This window comes from Nonomuraea sp. SYSU D8015 (assembly GCF_008065375.1).
GTDB lineage: Bacteria > Actinomycetota > Actinomycetes > Streptosporangiales > Streptosporangiaceae > Nonomuraea.
Map to the genome: position 1 here is coordinate 1 of NZ_VJYI01000017.1, position 23,926 is coordinate 23,926.

At 70.5% G+C, this 23,926-nt stretch carries 20 protein-coding genes; 10 read left to right on the plus strand and 10 right to left on the minus strand.

Annotation, left to right across the window (positions count from 1 at the left end; all coding sequences use genetic code 11):
* Positions 1–113 (plus strand): Sua5 family C-terminal domain-containing protein (locus tag ID574_RS44730; RefSeq protein ID WP_262496129.1); only part of this gene is annotated, 113 nt, incomplete at its 5' end.
* A 299-nt stretch (positions 114–412) separates the two neighbouring features.
* Here ID574_RS44730 and ID574_RS44735 read toward each other — a convergent pair.
* The gene (locus ID574_RS44735; RefSeq protein WP_188195150.1) at positions 413–1,117 is read right to left on the minus strand and encodes an endonuclease/exonuclease/phosphatase family protein; all 705 of its coding nucleotides are present in this window, start codon (positions 1,115–1,117) and stop codon (positions 413–415) included.
* 354 nt (positions 1,118–1,471) lie between these two features.
* A complete protein-coding gene (gene lepB / locus ID574_RS44740; protein ID WP_223167719.1) occupies positions 1,472–1,930 on the minus strand; it encodes a signal peptidase I in 459 nt (152 codons plus the stop codon).
* Between the two features lie 83 nt (positions 1,931–2,013).
* Here lepB and ID574_RS44745 point away from each other — a divergent pair, with 83 nt between their 5' ends.
* Positions 2,014–2,541 carry a MauE/DoxX family redox-associated membrane protein gene (locus tag ID574_RS44745; protein ID WP_188195152.1) on the plus strand — a complete coding sequence of 176 codons (528 nt, stop codon included), beginning with the start codon at positions 2,014–2,016 and terminating at the stop codon, positions 2,539–2,541.
* Between the two features lie 305 nt (positions 2,542–2,846).
* Here the strand turns inward: ID574_RS44745 and ID574_RS44750 are convergent, their stop codons facing one another.
* Entirely contained in the window at positions 2,847–4,301 is a 1,455-nt protein-coding gene (locus ID574_RS44750) for a glycoside hydrolase family 43 protein (protein ID WP_188195153.1), read from the minus strand.
* Positions 4,302–4,311: 10 nt separating this feature from the next.
* Complete coding sequence (locus tag ID574_RS44755) at positions 4,312–5,712, minus strand: family 43 glycosylhydrolase (RefSeq protein ID WP_223167720.1); 1,401 nt, start codon at positions 5,710–5,712, stop codon at positions 4,312–4,314.
* Between the two features lie 517 nt (positions 5,713–6,229).
* Here ID574_RS44755 and ID574_RS60750 point away from each other — a divergent pair.
* Positions 6,230–6,736 carry a hypothetical protein gene (locus ID574_RS60750; RefSeq protein ID WP_223167721.1) on the plus strand — a complete coding sequence of 169 codons (507 nt, stop codon included), beginning with the start codon at positions 6,230–6,232 and terminating at the stop codon, positions 6,734–6,736.
* Positions 6,736–6,834, plus strand: a complete 99-nt coding sequence (locus tag ID574_RS62020) for a hypothetical protein (protein ID WP_262496123.1) — start codon at positions 6,736–6,738, stop codon at positions 6,832–6,834. The genes ID574_RS60750 and ID574_RS62020 overlap by 1 nt, the downstream gene beginning before the upstream one ends.
* A 209-nt stretch (positions 6,835–7,043) precedes the next feature.
* Here ID574_RS62020 and ID574_RS44765 read toward each other — a convergent pair whose 3' ends face one another.
* Together ID574_RS44765 and ID574_RS44770 are read right to left on the minus strand one after the other, a co-directional pair.
* A complete protein-coding gene (locus ID574_RS44765) occupies positions 7,044–7,766 on the minus strand; it encodes a hypothetical protein (RefSeq protein ID WP_188195154.1) in 723 nt (240 codons plus the stop codon).
* The gene (locus tag ID574_RS44770) at positions 7,763–9,052 is read right to left on the minus strand and encodes a TRAFAC clade GTPase domain-containing protein (protein WP_188195155.1); all 1,290 of its coding nucleotides are present in this window, start codon (positions 9,050–9,052) and stop codon (positions 7,763–7,765) included. The genes ID574_RS44765 and ID574_RS44770 overlap by 4 nt, the downstream gene beginning before the upstream one ends.
* Before the next feature lie 478 nt (positions 9,053–9,530).
* On the opposite strand from ID574_RS44770, the gene ID574_RS44775 reads away from it, so the two are divergent.
* Entirely contained in the window at positions 9,531–13,055 is a 3,525-nt protein-coding gene (locus ID574_RS44775; protein ID WP_188195156.1) for a serine/threonine-protein kinase, read from the plus strand.
* Positions 13,056–13,284: 229 nt separating this feature from the next.
* Here ID574_RS44775 and ID574_RS44780 read toward each other — a convergent pair whose 3' ends face one another.
* A complete protein-coding gene (locus ID574_RS44780; RefSeq protein ID WP_188195157.1) occupies positions 13,285–13,995 on the minus strand; it encodes a spondin domain-containing protein in 711 nt (236 codons plus the stop codon).
* Positions 13,996–14,462: 467 nt separating this feature from the next.
* On the opposite strand from ID574_RS44780, the gene ID574_RS44785 reads away from it, so the two are divergent.
* Positions 14,463–14,939, plus strand: a complete 477-nt coding sequence (locus tag ID574_RS44785; RefSeq protein ID WP_223167723.1) for a fasciclin domain-containing protein — start codon at positions 14,463–14,465, stop codon at positions 14,937–14,939.
* 316 nt (positions 14,940–15,255) lie between these two features.
* On the opposite strand, the gene ID574_RS44790 is transcribed toward ID574_RS44785, so the two are convergent.
* Positions 15,256–15,399, minus strand: a complete 144-nt coding sequence (locus tag ID574_RS44790) for a hypothetical protein (RefSeq protein WP_188195158.1) — start codon at positions 15,397–15,399, stop codon at positions 15,256–15,258.
* Positions 15,400–15,652: 253 nt separating this feature from the next.
* Here ID574_RS44790 and ID574_RS44795 point away from each other — a divergent pair, with 253 nt between their 5' ends.
* From ID574_RS44795 to ID574_RS44805, 3 genes are all read left to right on the plus strand, one after another.
* Positions 15,653–16,315 carry a potassium channel family protein gene (locus ID574_RS44795; RefSeq protein ID WP_188195353.1) on the plus strand — a complete coding sequence of 221 codons (663 nt, stop codon included), beginning with the start codon at positions 15,653–15,655 and terminating at the stop codon, positions 16,313–16,315.
* 391 nt (positions 16,316–16,706) lie between these two features.
* Entirely contained in the window at positions 16,707–18,083 is a 1,377-nt protein-coding gene (locus tag ID574_RS44800; protein WP_188195159.1) for a TrkH family potassium uptake protein, read from the plus strand.
* 864 nt (positions 18,084–18,947) lie between these two features.
* Positions 18,948–19,811, plus strand: coding sequence for an SMP-30/gluconolactonase/LRE family protein (locus ID574_RS44805; RefSeq protein WP_188195160.1), 864 nt, complete (start codon positions 18,948–18,950; stop codon positions 19,809–19,811).
* A gap of 178 nt (positions 19,812–19,989) precedes the next feature.
* Here ID574_RS44805 and ID574_RS44810 read toward each other — a convergent pair whose 3' ends face one another.
* A complete protein-coding gene (locus ID574_RS44810; RefSeq protein WP_188195161.1) occupies positions 19,990–20,826 on the minus strand; it encodes a putative protein N(5)-glutamine methyltransferase in 837 nt (278 codons plus the stop codon).
* 227 nt (positions 20,827–21,053) lie between these two features.
* On the opposite strand from ID574_RS44810, the gene ID574_RS44815 reads away from it, so the two are divergent.
* Positions 21,054–21,446, plus strand: coding sequence for a hypothetical protein (locus ID574_RS44815; protein WP_188195162.1), 393 nt, complete (start codon positions 21,054–21,056; stop codon positions 21,444–21,446).
* Positions 21,447–21,753: 307 nt separating this feature from the next.
* Here ID574_RS44815 and ID574_RS44820 read toward each other — a convergent pair whose 3' ends face one another.
* A complete protein-coding gene (locus ID574_RS44820) occupies positions 21,754–23,910 on the minus strand; it encodes a S9 family peptidase (protein ID WP_223167724.1) in 2,157 nt (718 codons plus the stop codon).
* Between the last annotated feature and the right edge of the window lie 16 nt (positions 23,911–23,926).

Sequence of the window (23,926 nt, forward strand, 5' to 3'; positions counted from 1 at the left end):
TCGACCAGCGGGGCTGCGACCTCATCGTCGCGTCCTTGCCGGTGGAGGAGGGGCTGGGCCTGGCGATCGCCAACCGGCTCCGCCGCGCCGCGGGGCCCCGGCCCGCCGAGTGACCGGCAACGCCCCTCGTCAGTGATCACGCTTTCCCCGCCCGTGGCACCCCTCGCAGTCCGCGGCACGGGCCAGCGCGGAGCGAGGTACGGGATGGGGAGCGTGACCGGCTCCGGGGTTGAGGAACCGAGGACCAGCCGTCGACGCTGTTAATGATCATAGTGTCTGGCGGGGTGGACGTGTGGACCGGGAGCGGGGTCCTGAGGTGCATGAGATCGCCTCACGTTCCCTAGGGGGAGGGATCGGAGGGAGGGCAGATATCCCCTCTCCCACCTGCGGCTCTCAAGACCACGACCTCTTCCTACCGCGCCACCCACGCGTGCATCGGTACGTGGTCCGACCATCGTTTCCTGGCGTAGTCGACGAAGCAATCTCGGATGCGGCCGTCGCCGGCGAACACATAGTCGATCTTCCGCTTGCGGGTGACGTAGGTCCAGCGGTTGCGCGGGTCGCATTCGTCGCGGCCCTCGTAGGCGCTGGCGGCATCGCGCGGCACCAGGTTGAGGTCGCCGCCGACGACACCCCGGCCGAGTTTGAACAGCTCACGAAGCTGGCTGTGCCGGTAGGGCGCGCCCTTCTGCCTGTCGTCGTAGATCGAGCCGGACGAGAAGTGCGCGGTGCAGAACGCTCGGTCGGCCGTACAGACCGCGTACCTGCGGGTGCCCCATGGCGGCGAGGTCAGCGCGTGTACTTCGAAGCGGGCGTCCTGCTCGGCTACGGCCAGTGTGACGCCCTGCACCCCGCGCGCTCTGCCGTTCCAGTCGGGGGAACACTGGTACGGCGAGCCGTCCGGATGGGCGAACCCGGCCGACTTGATGCTCCACGCCCGGCCGGTGCGTGCCTCCAGCTCGCGCTCCAGGTCGGCGTCCGCGCCCGTGCAGAACTCCTGGAGGAAGACCACGTCCGCCTTGGTGGCCAGCACGGCAACGTGCCAGGCCAGCTCGGCGGTGGTGCGGCGGAAGAGAGGGCAGCTGTTGTACGTGCCCGCGCAGACGTTCCACGTCATCACGTGAAGCACGGGGGCCTGCGCGGGCAGGCTAGGGGATAGCAGCGCGGCGATTCCAAGGTCGTGAACGGCCGTTCCGCAGTGTCGTCCGAAACCCGCGCCGCCGTGGAGGAGCTCATCCGCCGGCACGGCTACCGGCGACAGCGTCGCCGTTCCACTTCCTGCTCAACATGCCCGGCCCCATCTCCGGCGGCGGAGTCCCCCACCAGGGCGGGCTCGTCCAGACCCAGAACGGCGACTGGTACTACATGTCCTTCGTCGACGCCTACCCCGGCGGCCGCGTCCCCGTGGACGGCAGGCCTGGCGACTTCGAACCCGGCGAGAATTCCTGGACCAGACCGGTGGTGCGCGGCGTCAGTGCAGGTCGAGTGGCTGGTCGCCCGCGGTGGCGCCGATCCGGCGAATCGCGACCCCCTGCAACCACTCCGTCGACAGAAAGCCGAAATTCCGGGAATCGGTGGACTCGGCCGGGTTGTCGCCGAGCACCACCATCTGCCCGCTGGGCACGATGTCGCCGGTGCTGGGCGGCAGGTCGAGTCCCTTTCCGCGCGGGACGGGGTCGCCGGGCAGGGCGACCGCTCGTTTGACGATCCACCGGTCGGCCGTGGCGCTGCCGAACACGACGACGCGCCCGGCGCGGACAGCGGAGACGGGCACGCGGCGCGCCAGCACCCGGTCGCCCTCCAGCAAGGTCGGCTCCATGCTGCGGCCGGAGACGGTGACGACGAAATAGGTGCGCCGGACATGGCGCAGACCGGCGAACGCCGCGGCGCCCAGCACGCCGACGCCGACGCCGACGAGAATGGCGACCATGGCCACACCTCCGGGTCGCGTGGACGAACCATCCGCCTGTCGCCCTGGCCGGACCCGGGCGCGCTGGACAAGGGAGCCTAACATTGGACTACGCGGTCCTGATCTGCCGTTCGCTGCTGGGTCTGGTGTTCGCGGTGTCGGCACTGAGCAAGCTGCGCGGCCGGGCGCCCTTCGCGGAGTTCGCCACCTCGATCAGGCGGCTGGGGATCGTGCCCCGCGGCTCGGTCACCGCGGCCGCTGCCGGCATCCTCGTGGCCGAGGTCGCCGTGGTCGTGGCGCTGGCCGTGCCCGCCACCGTGCCGGCCGGCTTCGTGCTCGCGGCCGCCGTGCTGGCGGTCTTCATCGGCACGATCTCCGCGGCCGTCCGGCGCGGCACCACCGCGCCGTGCCTGTGTTTCGGCGCTTCCAGCAGGACTCTGGGGCCGCGCCACATCGTGCGTAACACGATCCTGCTCGCCGTGTCGCTGGCCGGCGGCGCGGGCGGCGTCTTCGCCGGCGCCGGGCCGCTGGAGCCCGCCGGGCTCGCGCTGGGGTTGTTCGTCGCGGCCGTGCTGACCGTACTGATCATCCGGATGGACGACCTGGTCGGCCTCTTCGCCGACCCGCCGTGAGACTAGCCCTACCGGATCCCCGGGAGCGTCGCGCATCCATCTCGCGTGTACGGTATGCGGCGTTCCATCCGGCCTCCCGCCGGGCACCGCAATGTGCCCATCTTGATCGGGCGTCGCTGCCCACGCGCCTGGTGAAGACGTTGCCGTTGTAGGCGTCGCCCGTCTTGGCGCGCTGCAAACAATCCCAGGTCCTGGCGCTAAGGAGACCGAAGAGACCCCAAGGAACTTGAGGCGTATTTCAAGCGGGAGCGCCTGAAGCGCCGACCGGCCCCGTCAGCAGGGGGCCGGGTCGGCGACCGTCGGGGTTAAGTCGTCACACGGAAGGTGGCGTCGTCACGGCCTTGGGCATCGGTGATCGGGTCGAGCCTGAGCAGGTAGTCGTAGTGGCGGAGGTACCGGTCGGGATGGTTGTACGACTGGAAGGACGTCCACGACGCGTTGGCGAGCCCGGCGACCTGGCGGAAGGTGGCGTCGGCCGCGAAGGTGGCGGTGCCGTCGTCGGGAGCCAGGACGAAGTCGAAGTTGTAGTGCCGCAGGTAGTAGCCGGGGAAGTTCACCGACGCGAACGACACGGTGCCGGAGCCGCCGGCCAGTCCGGGCACCAGCCGGAACTGCGCGTCCTGGGCCGGGCTGACGTTCGCGTCGATGCGCACGTCGAAGTTCGCGTGCCGGACGTACCGGTCCTGGAAGTTGTAGGACTGGATGCGGTTGATCGGGACGGTGGTGCCCCAGCGGCCGAGCACGCGGCTCTCTTCGGCGGCGGTCAGGTTGAGGATGGAGCCGTGCCGCTTGCGGTTGACGCCCATGCCGTAGTCGGAGCGGGTGCGGAAGTTCTGCGTGCTGCCGAGGTTGGCCGAGGTGATGGGCATGTAGCCGCGGCCGGTGGCGAACTGGTCCAGCCACAGGGCCCATTCGTTGCGGCCGTTGAACTGCGCCCACATCGGGCCTTCCACGACGTTGCCGCCGCCCGTGCCGTTGGAGATGCCCATGTGCGACAGGTTTCCGAGGGGCGTCCAGGATCCCAGGATCGAGTTGCTCGCCTCGATCGTGATGTGGCCGTCCGCCGAGGCCCGGTAGTACCGGTACCCGCCGACGCTGCCCGGCACCTCGATGATCTGGGTGTCGATGACGCCCTGGGTGCCGCCGCGCTCGATGTAGAGCTGCGGTGCGGTGAAGCTGCGGAAGTCGGTGGTGCGGGTGTACCAGATGCGGTGTTTGGTCACGCCGTTGCGCGGCGAGTTCGTCGCCCAGTACAGGACGTAGTCGCCGGTCGCGGGGTTGTAGATGGCCTCGGGCGCCCAGGCGTTGCCGGCGCCGGGGATGCCGCCCGCGACGTTGATCAGCCATGGGGCGGACCAGTTCACCAGGTCGCGCGACTCCCACACCACGAGCGAGGTGCTGCCCCGGTTCGCGGCGTCGCTCCAGGAGGTGCCGCTGGCGATGCGCAGGTCCGTGGCGACGATCCAGTAGCGGTCGCCGGCGGGGGAACGGACGAGGGCGGGGTCGCGCACGCCTCGCGTGCCGATGGTGGAGCGCAGGATCAGCGCGCCGTTGTTCAGGTCGGTCCAGTGCAGTCCGTCGTCGCTGTGGGCGAGGTAGATCTGCTCGCCGTTCGCCGATTCCCCCGTGAAGTGCGCCATCAGGTACCCGGTGAACGGGTCGAGGGCGGCCGCCTTCTTCGGGGTGGCCATCGTCAACGACGCGAACACCAGGCAGGCGGTGGCGAGCACCACGCCCATCCGGGATAAGCCTCTCGACATGCGCGTCTCCTCAGAGAGTGGGCACAATGGGGCGGATCATGCCATCTGTGTTGAATTCCATCCGGTCGATCGTGGTCTCCCGGTTGGTGCCGTTGCCGGCCGGCACGGCGAACCGGTGGTAGGCGACGTGCCAGGTATCCGTGCCGGGCGCCTGGACGACCGAGTGGTGGCCGGTGCCCTTGATGCCGGCCTCCAGTCGCTTCTGCAGCACGACGCCGCGCTTGGTCCACGGCCCGAGCGGTGTGGACCCGGTGGCGTACGCCACCCGGTAGTCCTCGCTGCGGGTGTCGTTCTCCGACCACATGAAGTAATAGGTGCCGTTGCGCTTGAACACGAACGGCGCCTCCTTGTAGCCGGACGGCGTGATCGTGCGGACCCGCGCCGGGTCGAACGAGACCATGTCGCTGTTCAGCGGCACGACCCGGGCGACGCCCTGTCCCCAGTACAGGTAGGACCGGCCGTCGTCATCGGTGAACACCATCGGGTCGATCGCCTGGCCGCCGGAGAACTGACCGCTGGTGATCAGCGGTCGGCCCAGTGCGTCGCGGAACGGGCCGGTGGGGGAGTCGGCCACCGCCACGCCCAGTTGTTTGGCGCCCCCGGCCAGGCCGCCGCTGAAATAGAGGTAGTACCGGCCGTTCCGTGCCGCGACCGCCGGCGCCCAGGCCGAGTCGTCCGCCCAGGACACGTCGGGCCCGTGGTCGAGGATCACGCCGTGGTCGGTCCAGTTCACCAGGTCGGTGGAGGAGAACGCCTTGGAGTAGGCGCCGCTCCAGCCCGCGTACCCGTCGGTGGTCGGATAGAGGTAGTAGCGGCCGTTGAAGGTGGTGAGATGCGGGTCGGCGAACAGTCCGGGGATGACCGGGCCCTTGTTCGTCTTGGGCGCCCACGGCGTGGTGATGCGGAAGGAACTGTCGGCGCGGAAGATCGCGGTGTCCTGGGAGGTGTCCAGCCACAACGCGAAGTCGCGGTGCCGGATGCGGCGGTCCGGGTAGTTGTACGAGGCGAGCGAGACCGAGCCGGCAACCGAGCCGTCCTCCGCGCAGAACGTGGCATCGGCCCGGAAGGTCGGGTCCCCGGTGTTGGCGTCGACCCGCAGCCGCCAGTCTCGGTGCCGCAGGAACCGGCCGTCTTGGGCCTGGAACGAGAAGCAGGCCGGCGAGGCCAGGCCGTTCACGACCGTGAAGGTGGCCTCCTGCTTGACCTGGGGCGTGCTGCTCGATGTGACGGGGTCGAGCCGGCCCAGGGCGCCGAGGTGTCCCACGTAGCGGCCCGGATAGTTGACCGACTCCAGCGAACGGGCGCCGGTCGGCAATGCCGCCGCGTACACCGGATCGGCTGCCACGAGTTCGCCGCTGAAGATCACGAGCGCGGCCATACCGGTGAGCAGGATCAGGGATGGTGGGGCCACAGGCGCCCCCTTCGCCGGTCGGCGATCATAGTGTTAGCGCTAACATTTCTGTGCCCAGAGGTCGCGTACGACATGTTTCAATGATTGAACGGCTGCGGCTGAGCGTTGTTACGGACAGTGTGATCGCTAACATCGCGGCGGTCAATACCCTAAAGTCAACGCCCTCTTGACAATGTTGGTGCGGGCGTTTTGCTCGGTGAGAGGCAGGTGGCCCGGACGGTTGCTCGCGGACCCGCTGACGTGACGTCTCTCGCAGGGCGCGACGGCGCGCTGCTCGAACACCGCATCTGCGGCCCTCTGACCAAGGACATCATCATGACGATGAAACGACTCCGATCGGCCGCCGTCGCAACCGTGCGGTTCCGGTGAACTACGCGACCGTGACGGGCTCGTACTGGAACTCCTACACCGGCGCCATCGCCATGGCCGTCAGCAAGGGGATGAAGGTCATCCTGAGCTACTGGGAGAGCGCCAGTTCGCGCAACGGCACGGTGGACATCTCAACCAGTTCTGGTCCATGTGGCAGACCATCGTCGCCGAGTACGGCGGCACAGGTCTGGTCTACTGCGAGCCGATGAACGAGCCGTACGCCTACAGCGACGCCGGCTGGAAGAACCTGGCCGCCCAATGGCCGGCCAGCCACCCCGGCGTGCCGCGCGGCAGGGTCATCATCAGCGGGGCCGGCTACAACCAGCGGCTCATCACGATCGGCAGTGACAGCCGCTTTGACGGCACTCTGACCTCACGTCACATCTACCAGTTCTTCGACACGAGCCGGACCACCGAGGAGTCCTGCGGGAGGGTGGCGGCCGAGGCTCGCGCGCTCCAGCTGGGCACCGTCTACTGGCCCGGCGTACGGCCCAACGACTGGTACCGCCTGCAGGCCATCAATGGCAGCGGCACGAACCTCTCCCTCTCCACCACAAACGCCTCCGGCAGGGACCGGCTGCGCTATTCGTGGGGCTGGACGGAGGGACGGCGCCCACGTACTACCGGATCACCGCCTGCCACAGCGGCAAGGTGATGGACGCGGTCAGCGCCTCGACGGCCGACAACGCCGAGGTGAAGCAGTATCCGTGGAACGGCGGCGGCAACCAGCAATGGTCGCGCACCGCGTCCTGATCAGCAGGTCGGCTCCCAGATTACGAGCTCGAAGGGAGCGATGTACGGCCGGTCGGGCGCAGGGCAGCGCGCCTGCGCAACGCAAATGGGGCGGGGCGGCGTCGGTTCGGGTCCGGCCGGGAGTGACGTCGGCCGGGCCCGGTGCGTGATCGTACGCCCCGTCACGCGCCGTCGCAGCCCGGCACTGCCACCGTGCGGTTGCCGAACCTTCATGGAGTGTTCTGACCTGCGGAATGGCAGGTCGGGCCCATGGGTGCCGGGCGTAGGGTGCTCAATCCGCTGGCGGTCGGACTCGGTGTCGTGCCGGACGTGGGAGGGCAAAGCGGCGGTGGTGGCGTCTCGCCATCGCACGCGCGAAGAGCGGCGAAACAGATCACGGCGAGAACGGCGGCTGTGGCGGCCAGGGTTCCCCTCTTCAGCGTCGTAGCGGTGACCACCCGCGTGACGGTGCCCGCGCGGGCCGCTCCGGAGGCCGGCCCCGTGACCGGGATCACGAAGGCTGGGCTGCTCTGGAGGGGAAAGGATTCCTCGGCGATGAGGAACCCGCGGTAGACGTCCACCACCTGGGCCCGCGATCGGCGCCACAGGTCGTCGTCGGCTTCGGGCTGTCCTGTGAGGGAGAGCAGGCCGTAGGTGAACTCCAGTGGCCTGCCGTACTCGTCGAGAACGTCGCTCTCGCTCGCCGTTCCCAGATCCTCAGGTGTCAGGCGCGAGGGGCGTGACAGGACGTGTACGCGCCGTCCGTCTGCCAGCGTCCCCGTGGCGGACAGAACCGCCACTTGTTCGGGCCGGTGTTGCGAGACGAGTCTCGCGACCCGGCCCAGATCCGCCCCGGTGTTCAGGAAATCGGGAGCCATCAGCAGGCGATAGCCGTGGCTCCTGCCCCGTGCGTACAACAGCAGCCAGGTCTGGGCGTCGCGGGCCGCGGTCACATCCGTGGCCCGTCTGACAGGTTGGACTCTGGAAGGATGCTCTCCAAGGCGGCGACCCTGCGCTCGAACTCGTCCAGCACCGTGTGACGGGCGAGCAGGAGGCGCTGGGTGACATCACCCGCTTCCAGTAACTGCTCCTGGGTGATGTCGTACCGCTGCAGGGCGGGCCGGCTGAGCCATTGGACGAAGAGCTCCATGCCGTGCACGCCCAGGGTGCCTGCCACGGGTACGGTGCCCAACGCGTTCTTGATGAAGGCCCCAGTGGGCCCCGCCATGCCGAGCTTGAGTGCCGAGAGCCAATGGCCGGCGCCGAGGGCCAGGCGTTTGTCCATCTCCGCCAGGAGCGTCTCTCGCGCGGTCCTGCTCGTCTGCAGTTCCAGCTGCCGGAAGATGTCCGGTATCACCGTCGCGAGTGGGAGGTCGACGAACTGCGGCTTGGCCGAGGCAGTCGGTTGCTTGACGACGTGTCCGTGCTCGTCGACCCGGGCGAAGCCGGAGCCGACGGCGGAGACGGGGATCAACCGGATGATCCGGTCGCGGGAATGTTCTGTGACGAGCGACCTGAAGTGGGGATTGGACAGCAGGAGGTCTCTGACCTTCCTGAGCCGGTCCCGGTCGTCGGCGCCGATCGATTCGAGGAGATCCCATTTGGTGATGACGAAGTGCACGGGGCAGGAGGCTCGGTAGGCCGTCCTGACGAAGGTGGAGATCGCCTCCTCCAGACGGATCGCGCCCTGCGGTTGCCCGGCGAAGTACTGGTAGAGGCGGAGACCGTCGATGATCAGCAGAAGGGCGTGCGCATCCCGGATGTAGGCCTGCAACCTGTCGACCGACTCATCGGCGTCGGGCTGGATCTCGGTGAGAAGCTCTCCGGCGTAGTCGACGTATGTGATCCTGGCCAATTCCTGGTGGCCGGATCGGGAGACGCACGTGAAGACGAATTCCCGCTCCTGACCGGCTCTCGTGCCGGCGTGCCACTTCTGTCCGGGGTCTGCGAGTTGCAGATAGATCCCGGTCAGCTCACGCGCCGACGGATCGGCAAGCGTGAGGTAATAGCCGCGACCGGCCGGGGTCTGCAGTTCGTGATGGAGGCTGGCGAGAAGAGCGGTCTTGCCGGAACCTGCGGCGCCGAGCGCCACGACCTGGAATTGGGGAAGCAGTTGTTCGCGCGTCACTTGGGCCAAGGTCGGCAGTTTCCGGACGTGGCTCGTGCGCCGTTTGTCGATCAACCACCACGCCGCCACCGCCAGCACGACAGCGGCTATGACGATGAAGCTCGCATTCACGAGACCGCTCCTCGGAAAGGGGCTGGAGTGGGTTCCCACCTACGACGCGAGGGTAGGCCGGGAGCACGTCGGCTCGCCTGAGTAAGGGCTACTCAACCGTTCTCCGGCCGATCGCCGCTAAGCCGGGCCAGGCCGGATGGCTGCACCGAACACGATGACCTCTCCCGTCCTCGGCGTTCGCCGGCCGGACGCCGGGGTCGGTCAGACGCGGTGCTCCACAGGTCCACCGCCCCTGTAGGTCCATTGGTCATCCACATCCGTCCGCCGCCGGGCTGTGAGAGCGGATGGAGGGCGCGGTCGTATCGGGGTCCCCGCCCGGCGGGCAGTCCGAGACTGTGGCGAACGTCCACGAGCGGTCATCGGCCGGTGTCCCCGGGCCCGGGAGCCGTCGGTCGTCCGCAACCAACGGCGTGCCGGTGGCGTCGTACTCTCCTGGAGGGGCAGCGATCAGACGGCCGGTCGGCGGGGTGGAGGTGCGATGGCGGCGGGTGATCCTGATCGGCTGGGCGGGTACTGGGTGGCGCGGCGGCTGGGCGAGGGTGGCCAGGGCGTCGTGTACGAGGCTTACGACGACGCGGGCGGCCGGGTAGCGGTCAAGGTGCTCCGGCGCGGGACCCGGGGCCGGGATTTCGCCCGGGAGGTGGCCGCGGCGCAGCGGGTGGCGTCGTTCTGCACCGCGCGGTTGATCGCGGCGGACGGCTCGGGCGAGGAACCGTACCTGGTGAGCGAGTACGTCGAAGGGCCGAGCCTGCGCCGGGCGGTGGCGGAGGGCGGCGTGTTCGCCGGCGACCGGTTGCACGCCCTGGCGATCGGCATCATGACCGCGCTGGTGGCGATCCACGAGGCGGGGGTGGTGCATCGGGATCTCAAGCCGGACAACGTGCTGCTGAGCCCCGAGGGGCCGCGTGTGATCGATTTCGGGATCGCCCGCACCGAGGAGATGTCGCTGTCGGCGTCCAACCACGTGCAGGGCACTCCGCCGTACATGTCGCCGGAGGTGCTGAGAGGGGAGCGGGCGGGACCGGCGTCGGATGTGTTCGCGTGGGGGGCCGTGGTGCTGTTCGCGGCCACGGGGCGCAGCCCGTTCGAGGCGACGACCTCGGCCGCGGTCATGCATCGGGTGCTGACGCTGGAGCCGGACTCCGAGGTGCTGCCGCCGGTGCTGCGCTCCGCTGTGCGGCGTGCCCTGGCCAAGCAGGCGCAGGACCGCCCTGCGGCGCGGGAACTGCTGCTGGAGTTGCTGAGCGGCCGCGGCGGGCACGGGTCCGGCGGGGCGCTGCTGGACCGGGGATTCAGCGCGGCGGCGCAGGCGCGGCCCGCGGTGATGGTCTCCTCGCCGCCGCTGGGGGCGGTGGCGGAGCGGACGTACGACTCTCTTTCCCCCGCCGAGCGGGCGGTGGTGCCGGACGTGTTGCTGCGGTTGATCCAGACGGGCGACGGGGGCGAGGACACGCCGCGGACCGCCGACCCGGCGGAGGTGAGCGAGGGCCGGCCCGGACACGAGGCGGTCCTGTGGGCCTTGCTCGAGGCTGGGCTGGTGGTCAGGCAGGACGCGGGAGTGCGGCTGGCGAACGCGGCGCTTCCGCGGGCGTGGCCGCGATTACGGGGGTGGCTGGAGGAGGAGCGGCCGGGGCTGGCGATCCACCGGCGGCTGAGTGAGGCCGCGCGGTTGTGGGATTCCCACGATCGCCGCCCGGGCGACCTCTACCAGGGCAGCGCGCTGGAGATCGCGTGTACGTGGGCGACCGGCGGGCGGCGCCATGTGATGCTGAGCCCGCTGGAGGACCGGTTCCTGACCGAGGGGCTGGCTGCGGCGGGGCGGCGGGTGCGGCGGCGCCGCCAGGTGACGGCCGCGCTGGCGGCGCTGACGTTGGTCGCGTCGGGCGCGGGCGGGTACGCCGAGGTGCAGCGGCGCGAAGCGGTGACCGAGCGGGCGGCGGTGGCGGCGCATCTGGAACGGGCGCTGGCACGGTCGCTGGCGGTGCGGGCGGAGGCGATGCGGGTGGCCGATCCGCGCACGGCGATGCTGCTGAACGTGGCGGCGTGGCGGATCGGCCCGCAGGAACCGGAGACGCGGGCAGGGTTGCGCGAGGCGCTGGCGCATCCGGCCCGGGACGTCTTCTCCCCTCCGGACGCGGCTCCGGGCACGCTGTACACGCTGAACACCACGGGCACGATGCTGGCCGGGGTTCGCGACGGTGTGGCGACGGTGTGGGATGTTGCCACGCACCGGCAGGCCGGGCGGGTGAAGGGCGTGAGCACGGGTGCGCGGCAGGCGGCGCTGAACCACGACGGCTCGCTGCTGGCACTGCGCGACGAGCGGTCGGTGCGGCTGTGGGATGTGCGGTCGGGGCGGCCGGTCGGCGCCGGATTCGGCGGCGGCTACTCGTTCCTGGTGGAGGGGTCCATGCGGTTCAGTGCCGACGGCCGGTTCCTCCGTCTGCCCTCGGGCACAGGGGCGCCGAACCCGGTGTGGGTGGATCTGCGCACCCGGCGGGCCCTCCGCGCGCCAGGGGGCGGCCTGGTGGAGGAGCTCGGCCCGGACGGCAGGTACGCGGCGGTGGGCCTGAACTCCGGCGGCGCCTCGCAGGTGCGGGTGTGGGACCTGGCGTCTGGCAGGCGGCGCGCGCTGGAGTTCCTGCCGGACGAGAGGGACGTCACGAACGCCTTGTTCAGCGCGGACGGCAAGGTCTTCGCCACGGTGCGCGATGGCGCCGTCAACTTCTGGGATCTCGCCGGCGGCCGCAACCTGAACTGGACGTTCGCCGACGGCGCGGGCACGCGTACAGCGGCGCTGTCGCCGGACGGGGCGTTGCTGGTGACGGACGACGACGGGGAGATCGCGGTGTACCGGACCTCGGACGGCAGTCAGCTCTCGCGGCTGCCGTTCGCGACGTCCGGGGTGGAGGCGCCCTCCGCGTTCGGCGCCGACGGCAGGACGCTGCGGCTGCTGGGCCCGAATGGGACGGTGCTGACGTTGCGGACGGCCGAGCCGGGCGGCGCGCGGGCCGCCGTACCGGTGAAGGGCGCCGTGGGCGACACCACGGCCGCAGCGGTCAGAGGGACTCGGCTGGAGGTGCGGCACGCGGAGACCGGCGGGTCGCCACGGTCGCTGCGGGTCGCCGCCGGAAACGGCGCGGGCGACCCCTCCTGCTGCCAGGTGGCGGTCAGCCCCGACGGCTCGCTGGTCGCGGTGGGCGGATTCCTGAACCTGCCGGGGGCCGACCCGGAGAAGACGTCGGTGGCGGTCCTGGACGCGGCCGATCTCACAGTGCTGGCGGTGTTCGCGATCAAGCAGCAGCTGGAGGGGGTGTCGGAGCTGGAGTTCGGCCCGGACGGCTCCTGGCTGGCCGTCTCTCCCACCCAGGTGGGCGATCTGGACGTGGGCGACGGAGCGCCGATGGAGCTGTGGCGATGGCGCGCGAAGGAGGGGGCACTGTTGCGGGAGGTGCCTGCCCATCAACCGGTGGCGTTCAATCCTGACGGACGGACACTGGTCGCCGGAAACGGAGCGGTGGTGGAGATGCCGTCGGGTCGAGTGACGCGGCGGGTGGACGCGGGCATCCCCGTCTTCGGCCCCGGCGGTAGATCGCTGGCGATGGCCGGACCTGCGGGGATCACACTGTGGGACGCTCGGACCTGGCGGCCGTCGGGGGTACGGCTGGCGGTGAGGTCTGCGTCGACGCCCGCCTTCTCCCGCGACGGCCGCACGCTGGCGGCGTCCACCCCGGCCGGAGTCCGCATGTGGGATGTGGCGACGGGACGTTCCATGGGGGCGTTCACCGCAGGCGAGGAAGCGGTGGACCTGGCCTTCGCACCCTCAGACGGGCTGCTGTACACGGTCGGGGTGCGGGGTGAGGTGCGGGCGGAGAACGTGGATCCGGGACGGACGGCGACGGCGGTATGCGCGCTCGCGGGCCGTGAGCTGTCGCCGGAGGAATGGCGCCGGTTCGTCCCCGAGCTGCCCTACCGCCGGGTGTGCGCCCCCGCGACCCAAGGGTGAACAACCACCACGGTTTCGAGGGCGCCCGGGATGGCCGACGTGCCGCTCCACTCACTCCGGCCGAACGCGCCAAGCCGGAGTACACCACGGTGATGGCCAACCGCCGGCGAGCTTGTCGCGGAATCAGAAGAGGGTCTTCCATGGAGTGCCGCGGCGTCAGGTCGCTCGGCCGAAGCCGGGCCGGGCCGAGCGACCTGTCATCTCAGCAGTTCCGTTGGCGGCCGGCTCGTCAACGCGCGAAAGTCAGCTTGGCGACCGGGCCGCTCCAGCCGTACGTATCGCGATCCAGGTCACCGCAGGCCATGATCCCCTTGTGCTTGCTGATCGGCCTCTTCTCGGGTGCACGCACCATCGGGTTGCCGCAGCATGGACCGGGGATGGTGGCTTTGGTCTCGAGGTTCTTCTCGGTGCCCGCGTCGTAGGCCATGGTCCGGACCGAGCCTGGCCGGGGCCGCAACGCATCCACGCCGGTGAAGCCGTCGTTGGTGTTGACGAGCATGCTGACGATGCTGACGCGGTCGCCTGGCCGTACCTTGACCTGGAACGTCACAGTTTTGCCCGGCGCGATCGGAGCGCCCGCGGCGGCGAACGCGTCACGCACGCCCGGCCGCCCGGACACCTCCTTGATCAGTCTCGGCGCGTCGCCGTCCTCGGCGACCGCGGCGACGCCACGGCTGGCGAACCGGCCGATCTGCCACACATGGACGCTGGGCGAGTGGACGACGACAACGGGCGGTGACAACGGCTGGGATCCCGACGGCGTCAGATTCTGGATTTTCACCATCCACGTCGTCATGGGCTCCGCCTGTGCGGCGGATGGCAAGGCGACCATGCCGGCGCAGAGAGCGGTCAGTCCTGCTAGCAGTTGGACAGGGCGCATTACGTGTGCTCCTTCGGGGGGACGTGACCCAAAGGACGTTATGGCGAGATCCGCCTTCAAGATCTTACACATGGCTTACCTGACGGTTACGGGCGATTACGGCTGCAGGCCGGAGCTCCCCGGCCATCGCTCACCGTGGACGGTCTCTTCTTCGCAGCCCGGAGTCACCCCTTGAACGGGGGGACCCTGCATGGGCATGTGCGCTCTAGACCTGCCGGGGAGTTTGGATCGCCACCTCCGGGGCGACGTCCAACGGCTTATTGAGCTCGTTTGCCCTGGTCGTGGCCTCTATGCGCGGTCGTGGCGGCGATCCTGGAGTGGACACGTCACAGCGGGCTTCCACAGGGCTGGGAGGGATCACCGTGAAACGCATGCTTCTCGCGGCGGCCTTGGCGCTTGCCGCAACCATGGCCGGCGCCGCCGGCGCGTCCGCCTCACCCGCACCCTCGCCAGAGATCTCGCCACCACCCTCTCCCGACATGTCTCCGCCGACATCTCCGGACATGTCTCCGCCGGCATCTCCGGACATGTCGCCCTCACCGGAGGGCAGCCCGTTCGGGGCCGGATGCAGCGCGATCGAGGACAGCCTCGCCGGCATCGCCGACCAGCCGGTCGGGACCGCGATCTCTGAGGTCCCCGAACTGTCCATGCTGGCGGACGGGGTGGAGCAGGCCGGTCTGGCCGACCGCTTGAACGCCGCCAAGGACATCACGGTCTTCGCGCCGAACAACGAGGCCTTCGAGGCGATCCCGCAGGAGAGGCGGGACGCGGTCATGAAGGACAGGGAACTGCTCACCAGGATCTTGTCCTACCACGTGGTGGAGGGCAAGAAGGCGCCCGCCGACCTGGAGGACGCCACCCTCAAGACCCTGCAGGGCCGGGAGCTGACCGTGAAGGGCTCGGGGGACGACCTTACGATCAACGACGCGAAAGTGGTCTGCGGCAACATCCCGACGGCCAATGCCACCGTGTACGTCATCGACAAGGTGCTCATGCCTCAGTAGTGACCCAGCGCATGACGGAGGGTGGAGAGCACGATCCGGTGAAGCGAGTCCGGCGCCGGGCTTCGGGATCGTGCTCTTCGCCGCCGGGATGACGCGAAGTGACCCCCTCGAGGATCATCGCGAGGTCTTCCAGCGCGTGCGTCAGCGTCTTGGGCGCTGAGGCGTTTGCATGACTTTGGTGGCCGTCGCGGAAGGCGGACCGCCGCGGCCCTCGCCGGACCACTGGCCATGGTCACCTCGCGCCCGGCCTGGATCCGGATCAGCGGACTGAAGGGCTGGAACACGTGCCAGATGCCTTCTTGCCGAGGACTGGCGATCAGAAACCGATGTAGCGGGCTTCGGCGACGATGAGGCTGATGTTCCAGCGTACTTCGGCCGGCTCCGCGAACGCGGGGGTGCACCATGAAACGGCCGCATGGACTCCTCGCCGTTTCCCGTATCCGGACCAGGTGATCGTCACCAGGTTCGGGGTAGCTGTCCTGATGGGCACCGCGCTGCTCAGGTTGCGGCTCGCCACCGAGCCGGGGAGTCGGCGTGCTGGCCGGCGGCATGGTTCGCCGCGATGTCCGCGGGATTCGCGTGGTGGTCCGAGAGCTTGATGCGCCTCGTCGCCCCCGACGCTCATCGGCGGGACGGTGCTTGTCGCCGTGGGCTCTGCCTGGTTCAAGAGAACGCACCCGCCGTTACCACGTACCGGAGGAGAGGGGGCATCGCTGGTGGACAAGAAGAGGGATCCCGTGGCGGTGATCGGACTGGGACGGTTCGGCAGCGCACTCGCCATCGAGCTTACCCAGCGCGGCACCGAAGTACTGGGCATCGACAACAGTCCCAAACACGTGCAGGCCCTTGCGGGGCAGATCACCGACATCGCCACGGCGGATTCCACCGACATGGCTGCCTTGCGGCAGCTCGGCGTGCCCGATTTCCACCGCGCCGTGGTGGCGATCGGAAGTGACCTCGAAGCGAGCGTCCTGACCGCTTCCCTGCTCGTCGAGCTGGAAATCGACCATATTTGGGCCAAGGCGGTCAGCCGGCAGCACGGGCGGATCCTGCGCCGGGTCGGCGTTCATCACGTGGTGTTTCCCGAGCACGACATGGGAGAGCGGGTGGCTCATCTGGTCAGCGGCCGGATGCTCGATTACATGCAGGTGGATGAGAACTTCGCGTTGGCGAAGATGCGTCCTCCGAAGGAGTTCGTCGGCATTCCGCTCGGGCAATCTGGCCTGCGTCGCCAATACGGTGTCACGGTCGTGGCCGTCAAGGCCCAAGGGGAGGAGTTCACCTACGCAACCGCGGAGACCGAGCTCGGGCATGGCGATGTGATCATCGTTTCCGGCCGTACGGACCGGGTCGAACGCTTCGCCGAACTGCTGTAAACGTACGCGGACATTCGCGGAATGGGGAGTAATGGAGCCGTGCGTCGGGAATGGAGTCGCTGGTATGGGGAGCCGTGGTCCGTCCGCCGATCATGTGGCGGACGGCCTGGTCAACACCGCCATCGCGCAGGCCGAGTCGCCGGCAGCCGGTGGTGGCCCGCCACGCCGAGGCGGAACGCGACCGCCGGGGTGCCTGAGCTCGTGTGGTGTCGCCCATCGTCTGGGCGCGATGGCGGTTGCGCAGGTGGGTCGTCTGTGGTCGCATTGCTGATCATGCGCCTGCCGATCCTGCGGGCGGTTCACGTGCCAAGGCTTTCTGAAGGCTCACCACGTTCGTGGCGGCTCGTTCCCGTGACCGCGTCGGCCGGCTGCGTCCGAGAGTGAGACCGGAATGAGGGTGCGCAGGGAGCGGGGCGGGCCGGCCCTCGGATTCACCGGTCTCTTCGGCAGGTTTCAGCATCCCGGGCAGGTCGTGGTCGGCGTCTTCGCCCTGACCATCCTCATCGGCACGCTGCTGCTGAAGATGCCGGTCTCCACTGACACGCCGGGTTCGGTCGACTGGCTGACCGCCCTGTTCACCGCCACCTCGGCAGTCTGCGTGACCGGCCTGGTCGTGGTCGACACCGCCTCCACGTGGTCGACGTTCGGTGAGGTCGTGATCGCCCTGCTGTTCCAGGCCGGCGGGCTGGGCATCATGACGCTGGGCACGCTGTTCGCCCTGCTCGTCTCGGGCCGCCTGGGATTGCGCGCCAGGCTGCTGGCTCAAGCCGAGAGCAAGGCGCTGGGCACGCCGAACCTGCGCCGCGTGGTGCGCAACGTGGTGCTGTTCACGCTGACGATCGAGGCGATGGCGGCGATCGTGCTGACCGTCCGGTTCGCCACCGCCTACGACCATGACCTGGGCCGCGCCATCTATCTGGGCGCGTTCCACTCGATGTCGGCCTTCAACAACGCCGGCTTCGCCCTATGGCCCGACAGCCTGGTGCGCTTCGCCACCGACCCATGGATCTGCCTGACCATCGCGCTGGCCGTCCTCGCGGGCGCGCTCGGCTTTCCCGTCGTGTTCGAGCTGTGGCGGCAGTGGCGCCATCCCAGACGCTGGTCGGTCCTCACCCGCATCACCGTGGGCGTCACCGCCGTGCTGCTCGTGGCCGGCACACTGATCTTCTTGGCCACCGAGTGGAACAACCCCCGCACCATGGGGCCGCTGGCCGACTGGGACAAGCTCCTTGCCAGCTTCTTCCTGACCGTGATGCGCACCGGCGGGTTCAACACCGTCGATCTGTCCCAGCTCAATCCCTCCAGCTGGCTGGTCAGCGACCTACTGATGTTCATCGGCGGCGGTAGCGCAAGCACCGCGGGCGGCATCAAGGTGACCTCTCTCGGACTGGTGATCTTCATGGTGTGGACCGAGATGCGCGGGTACGCCGATGTGAACATCGGCCACCGGCAGATCCCCGCCACCGCCCAGCGCCAAGCCATCGCGATCACATTGTTGGGGGTGAGCTTGGTCGCGATCTCCACCTATCTTCTGGTGGTGATCAGCCCCCATGCGCTGGATCAGGTGCTGTTCGAGGCCATCTCGGCCTTCGGCACGGTCGGCATGTCCCTGGGTATCACCGCCGGCCTTCCTGCGGCGGGGCAGCTGCTGCTGATCGTGTTGATGTTCATCGGCCGGACCGGTCCCCTCACGCTGGGCTCGGCCTTGGCGCTGCGCGAGCGTGACCGCCGCTACGTACTGCCCCAGGAGCACCTGATCGTGGGCTGACAGCGCAACGAAAAGAGGGGATGCATCACGTGCCCACCGGCCCCAGCGCCGGAGGAACGCTGCCTCTTACGGGCGACCTGAGGAGATCACGGAGGTTCGCAGCCGATGTCGGCGCGCTGCCCGCGAGCACCAAGCCTCCACACCCATGATCCATTCGCCCTCCTTGAGTTCTGCGGGAAGAGCAGCGGCCTGCAGTCGCAAACCGACGCCCTGCCGGCCTGCGATTTCCTCGGCACCGCCACTCTGAACGGGGCGGCGCCAGTACATCTTGGCGGTCACCCGCTGTCTGATCCGAGACCGGGATGGGAAGGTCCCGGCGCTTTGGAGGAGATTCTCGCCGGCGCCGGCATCCCAACGGTGCTTGCCGTCTTCCGATTCCGTGACGAGGAGGAGGTGCTCGACAGCGCTCCCCAGCGTGGCGTACGCGCCCATGGGCGGCGCCAAGCAGCCGGGGCTCGGCTGCGAGGGTGCCGGCCTGGGCCTGGCCGAGTTCACTGACGTCCGCCACGTCGCCCTCGGGTTGTGACAGGGCTGCTTCCGGTTCTGGCGGCCGTCTTCGCCGGGCGCTGATGCAGAGGGTCACCGGGGCTGGGCTTCGCACTGGTCGCCGCCTGGCTCCTGGTGCTCGCCGCCTCCGGGATGACGGGCGTGATTCCCGGCGCCCTTGCTGCCCGCCTCCTCCCGCCGGGCCCGCTCGCCATGGCTGTGGGGACGCTCGTCCTGGTGGGACTGCTCGCGGCGCCCCGTGGCGCTGCTGGACGAGGCGGAACGGCCCAGGCACCGCCGGGCCGGGTTCACGGTCGCCTACTGACGTTTCTGAGAACATGATCCGTACGTGACACCAGGGACGCCAAGGAGAACGGCATGACCATCGCCGCGTACACCATGACCGACCCCGTCGCCGAGCACGGGGAGGGGCCCGTGTGGTCCAGCCGCTGGGGCGGGCTGCGATGCGTCGACATGCTGGCCGGCGACGTGCTCGCGATCGACTCGCAGGGCGGGGTGCGCCGCCGCCACGTCGGCGAGGTCGCCGCGGTCGTGCGGCCGCGCGTGTCCGGCGGCTACCTGGTCGCTGCCGAGCGCGAGCTGCTCCTGGCCGACTCCGACGACCTCGACGCGCCGTTGCGCTCCCTGGGCGAGGCTTGGACCGACCCCGGGGTCAGGATGAACGACGGGGGCTGCGACCCCGACGGCCGCTTCTACATCGGCAGCATGGCCTACGACGAGAGCCCCGGGCGCGGCTCGCTCTACGTGGCCGAGCCGGACGGCACGCTGCGGGTGGTGCTGCCCGAGGTGACGATCTCCAACGGGTTCGACTTCAGCCCGGACGGCTCCCGCGCCTACTACGCCGACACCCCGACCGGGCGTGTGGACGTGCTCGACTACGACCCGGAGCGCGGGCTGTCGGGGCGGCGTCCGTTCGCGGTCGTCGATCCCGGGCGGGGCGCTCCCGACGGGCTGACGGTCGACGCCGAGGGCGGGGTGTGGGTGGCGCTGTGGCAGGGCGGGGCCGTGCACCGATATGACGCCGGCGGCCGCCTCGACGCCGTCATCAGCCTGCCCGTCCGCAAGGTCACCGCGGTGGCCTTCGGCGGCGAGCACCTCGACCGGCTGTTCATCACCACCTCGGCGCTGGACGTCGACCGGTCTGAGCAACCTGAGGCGGGCGCCGTCTTCGCGGCCGACCCCGGCGTACGCGGCCGCCCGGTCCTGCCGACGACCCTCTGACGACGGCCCGCGGGGGGACACCCGCCCGCCACGCCTGACGGCGACCCCGCCCACGGGGCTGGTCGTCCCGCTCGACGCCGGCCTGCACCGACTCCACAGCACCACGCGCCCGGGACGCGGCTCCGCCCGGGGCCGCGGTGGCTCGGGCGGTGGGGCGGGTGCCGATGACGGCGGTGGCTCAGGCGGTGGGGCGGGTGCCGATGACGGCGGTGGCGTCCAGGTCGTCGGAGCTGGTCGCGCGGGCTGCCAGGCCCGCCCGCGACATGGCCCGGGCGGTGTCGGCCGCCTGGCGTTCGCTGGTCTCGATGAACAGGTGGCCGCCGGGCGCGAGCCAGTCCGGGGCCTGCGCGATCACCCGCCGTACCACGTCGAGCCCGTCGTCGCCGCCGTCGAGCGCCACGCGCGGCTCGTACAGGCGGGCTTCGGGAGGCAGCAGCCCGACCGACGCGGACGGCACGTACGGCGGGCTGGCGATCAGGATGTTCACCTGCCCACGCAGTGCGGCCGGGAGCGGGTCGTACAGGTTGCCCTCGTACACGTGCCCGTCCGGGAGGTTGCGGCGGGCACAGCGCACGGCGGCGGGGTCGAGGTCGGCGGCGTGCAGCTCCACGGGCCGTGCCAGGTCGGCGGCCAGCGCGGCGCCCATCGCGCCCGTCCCGCAGCACAGGTCGAGGACGACCGGGGTGCCGGGGAGGTCGCGGGCGAGGCCGACGGCCTGCCCGATCAGAAACTCGGTACGGGGCCGCGGCACGAACACCCCGGGCTCCACCACCAGCCGCAGCCCGCAGAACGCGGCCCACCCCAGCACGTGCTCGAGCGGCTCCCCGGAGACCCGCCGCTCCACCATGGCGGCCAGCTCGCCGGGGGTGCGCGCGGTCGCGACGAGCAGCTCCGCCTCCTCCTCGGCGAACACGCAGCCGGCGGCGCGGAGCCTGGCGACGATGTCCGGCGCAGGGACGGGTTCGGAGCCGGGTTCGGAGACGGATCCGGAGACGGGTTCGGAAAAGGGCGACATGGGCGTCTTTCCTAGCAGAGTGTGCTCACCTCCCGGCAGTCGGCCCCAGCCGGGCGACCTTCGGGATGTCGCCGTGCAGGCGGAGCCCCGCGCCCGGTCTGGCGTCGATGGTGAGGGTGCCGCCGATCGCGCCGAGGCGGTCGTTCCTCTGAACGTAGGACGCACAGGCCGATGCCCTCACAGCGGCGGTGAAGGTGTGTAATGAGGCGGCGACCTTCGTCTCCCAGTTGGCCTGGCAGCAGCGTACCTTCGCCGTGGTGGAGCTGCACCGGCTTGCCCACTATCCGGTGCGCGCGCAGTTCGCCGCGCTGGGCGCGCAGGCGGCGGTGCGGGCGATTGCCAGGGTGGCCGGCGCCTACGCCAACCGGCGCGCCACCAAGAAGCGCGCACACGTGTTCCGCCCGCACGACGCCGTCGCCTACGACGCGCGCCTGATGAGCTGGAACCGCGATGCCCGCACCGTCTCGCTGTGGACCCTGACCGGCCGCGTGACCGTGCCCTACGTGGGGCGGCCAGAGGATCTCAAGGCCGTCGACACGCTCCCGCTCGGCGAGGCCGACCTGATTTTCCGGCGTGGCGTGTGGCTGCTGCAGGTAATGCGGCCGGCCCCCGTTCGTTGAAGGCATGCATCACATCCCGCACGGTGTCTTCATGCGCCGCGACCAGTCGCGCGGTCGCTGGAGCGGGAGACTCGGACGCGATGCCATGATGATCTTTGCCCGGCGTGCCCGGATCGAGTCGTGCTTGCCCCCGGCGCACGATCTGCTGCAACCGGCACCCATCATCTTCACTCAACCGCCGTGCGCTGACCGGTTTCGCCATCCAGGCACCTCGCTCAATGACAACAGGCGTGCATTGAGATTGACCGGTCAGCGCCCCACCGCGCATCCCGGAGCGGCGCCTTACCGACCCGGTGAACGTTCGTGGTCAACCCACTAGACCGTGCCTCCTGAGGAAGCCGAGCTGGTGCAGGAGCAGGCCCTCGAAGACGGCCGGGTCGGACGTGGGCGCGTGCGCGGCCCCGGACAGCGGCAGCACCTCGTGCGGGCGGCCGGCGGCCAGCAGCGCTGCGGACAGCCGCAGGGTTCCGGCCGGGAAGACGTTGTCGTCGGCCAGGCCGTGGATCAGCAGCAGCGGCCGCGACAGCCGGGACGCCTCGGGGAGGGGCGAGCAGGCCTCGTAGCGTTCCGGGTGCCGGTCGGGGTGGCCGAGGAAACGTTCCCGCCAGTGGGTGTCGTACAGGCGCTGGTCGCTCGTCCCCGCCCCCGCCACGGCGGCGTGGAACACGTCGGGGTGGCGCAGCACCGCCATCACCGCCAGCGTCCCGGAGAAGGACCAGCCGCGGATGGCGACCCTGTCCAGATCCAGTTCGGGGTGGCGGGCGGCGGCCGCGTGGAGGGCGGCGACCTGGTCCGCCAGCGGCCGGCCCCAGAGGTCGCCGTGGACCTCGCGTTCCCAGTCCGGGCCGCGTCCCGGGGTGCCGCTGCCGTCGGTGATCAGCACGGCGAAGCCCTGCTCGGCGAACCATTGGGAGACGAACGTCATGGGCGCCTGCTCGGCGGTGACGCGCTGCAGGGCGGCGCCCGCGTACGGGTCGACGAGCACGGGCAGCCTGGGGTCTCCCGGGCGGTGCCAGGAGGGGAGCAGCAGGTGACTGCGCAGCTCGCGCTCGGTGGTGGTGAGCGGGATGGCGCGCAGGTCCAGCACCGGCCGCTCGGCGAGCGAGGCCACGGTCACGGAGGGCCGGCCCGGCCGCAGGACCCTGGTCGTGGCGCCGGGGCGGGTCGGGGTGCGGGCGACGTGCACCAGCGTGCCCGCCCGCCACACCCCGGTGTGCACGCCCGGCTCGACGCTGAGCCGCCGCAGGCCGGGCGTGCGCTCGCTCGCCTCCGGGGCGGTGCCCGGCTGCCCGGGGCCCGGCACGCCTTCCGGCGTCTCCGGCGCCGCGGCGGGCGGGCGCGTGCCGGTGTTCTCCGGCTGGTAGAGCCACAGGTGCGTCTCGGTGGGGTCGGTGGAGGCGGTGAACAGGACCGCGTCGCCGTCCACGCTCAGCACCTCGCGCACCTGCAGCCCGGGCGGGGTGACGGGGACGCCGTCGACGGCGAGCCGCCGGGTGCCGTCCAGGTCGGCGTGGGCCACCAGCGCGCCCGCCGCCGTACGCGACGGCGTGCCGCCGGCGAGGTGCACCCAGTGCGCGTCGTGCTGCTCGGCCAGCAGCGCGGTACGCCCGGAGTCCGGGTCGACGCCGAGCGTGCGTACCCTGCGCTGGTCCCGGCTCTGCACGGCCAGGTAGGGGCCGTGGGCGTCCCAGCCGGCGGCCGTCACGTACTCGAAGGCCGCCCGGTCCCACCGGACCTCGACGCGCCTGCCGTCCAGCCCGGCGATCCACAGCGTGACCTCGGCGTTGGCGGTCCCGGCGGCCGGGTAGCGGACCGCGCGCGGCGGCCGGGCGGGCTCCGACGGGTCGGTCACGTACAACAGGGCCACGTCGCCCTCGTCCACCCTGGCCACCAGCAGCCGAGCGCCGTCCGGCGACCACCAGTGGCCGCGCGTGCGCCCCATCGAGGCGGCCGCCGCGTACTCCGCGACGCCGAACCTGACCTCGGGCCCGTCCGGTTCGGCGATCAGGCGGTCGCCGGAGCCGTCGACGCCGATCACGCGGAGGGCGCCGCCGTCGCTGACGTACGCGACGCGCCGGCCGGTCGGATCCGGGCGCGGATCGCTCACCACGCCGTTCGCGGGCAGTTCGCGTACCTTCCCCTCGGCGACGTCCACGACCCGAAGCCGTCCCGCCGACACGAAGGCCGCCAGCCCGGCCGCCTCGTCGGTGGCGTACGCGGCGATCCCGCCCGACGGGTCCGCCAGCGGCCGCTCGGCGCCCGACTCCACGTCCAGGGCCCACAGGCAGGCGGCGGGGTCGTCGCCGCCCCGGCTGCGCAGGAACAGCACCGTCGCGCCGTCCGCCGAGACGGTGAACGCGGACGGGGCGCCGAGGCTGAACCGCCGGGTCCTGGCGAACTGCCTGGGCAGGCCGTCCGCCCCCACTGATCGCGGGGCCGGGCCGTTCTCGGGCATGCCGATCATGCGTGTTTCCTCTCAA

Excerpts from the sequence above, each read along its gene's own strand:
- ID574_RS44735 (WP_188195150.1), bottom strand. The coding sequence starts at position 1,117 with ATGACGTGGAACGTCTGCGCGGGCACGTACAACAGCTGCCCTCTCTTC.
- lepB (WP_223167719.1), bottom strand. The coding sequence starts at position 1,930 with ATGGTCGCCATTCTCGTCGGCGTCGGCGTCGGCGTGCTGGGCGCCGCG.
- ID574_RS44750 (WP_188195153.1), bottom strand. The coding sequence starts at position 4,301 with ATGTCGAGAGGCTTATCCCGGATGGGCGTGGTGCTCGCCACCGCCTGC.
- ID574_RS60750 (WP_223167721.1), top strand. The coding sequence starts at position 6,230 with ATGTGGCAGACCATCGTCGCCGAGTACGGCGGCACAGGTCTGGTCTAC.
- ID574_RS62020 (WP_262496123.1), top strand. The coding sequence starts at position 6,736 with ATGGACGCGGTCAGCGCCTCGACGGCCGACAACGCCGAGGTGAAGCAG.
- ID574_RS44775 (WP_188195156.1), top strand. The coding sequence starts at position 9,531 with ATGGCGGCGGGTGATCCTGATCGGCTGGGCGGGTACTGGGTGGCGCGG.
- ID574_RS44785 (WP_223167723.1), top strand. The coding sequence starts at position 14,463 with ATGTCGCCCTCACCGGAGGGCAGCCCGTTCGGGGCCGGATGCAGCGCG.
- ID574_RS44800 (WP_188195159.1), top strand. The coding sequence starts at position 16,707 with ATGAGGGTGCGCAGGGAGCGGGGCGGGCCGGCCCTCGGATTCACCGGT.
- ID574_RS44805 (WP_188195160.1), top strand. The coding sequence starts at position 18,948 with ATGACCATCGCCGCGTACACCATGACCGACCCCGTCGCCGAGCACGGG.
- ID574_RS44810 (WP_188195161.1), bottom strand. The coding sequence starts at position 20,826 with ATGTCGCCCTTTTCCGAACCCGTCTCCGGATCCGTCTCCGAACCCGGC.
- ID574_RS44820 (WP_223167724.1), bottom strand. The coding sequence starts at position 23,910 with ATGATCGGCATGCCCGAGAACGGCCCGGCCCCGCGATCAGTGGGGGCG.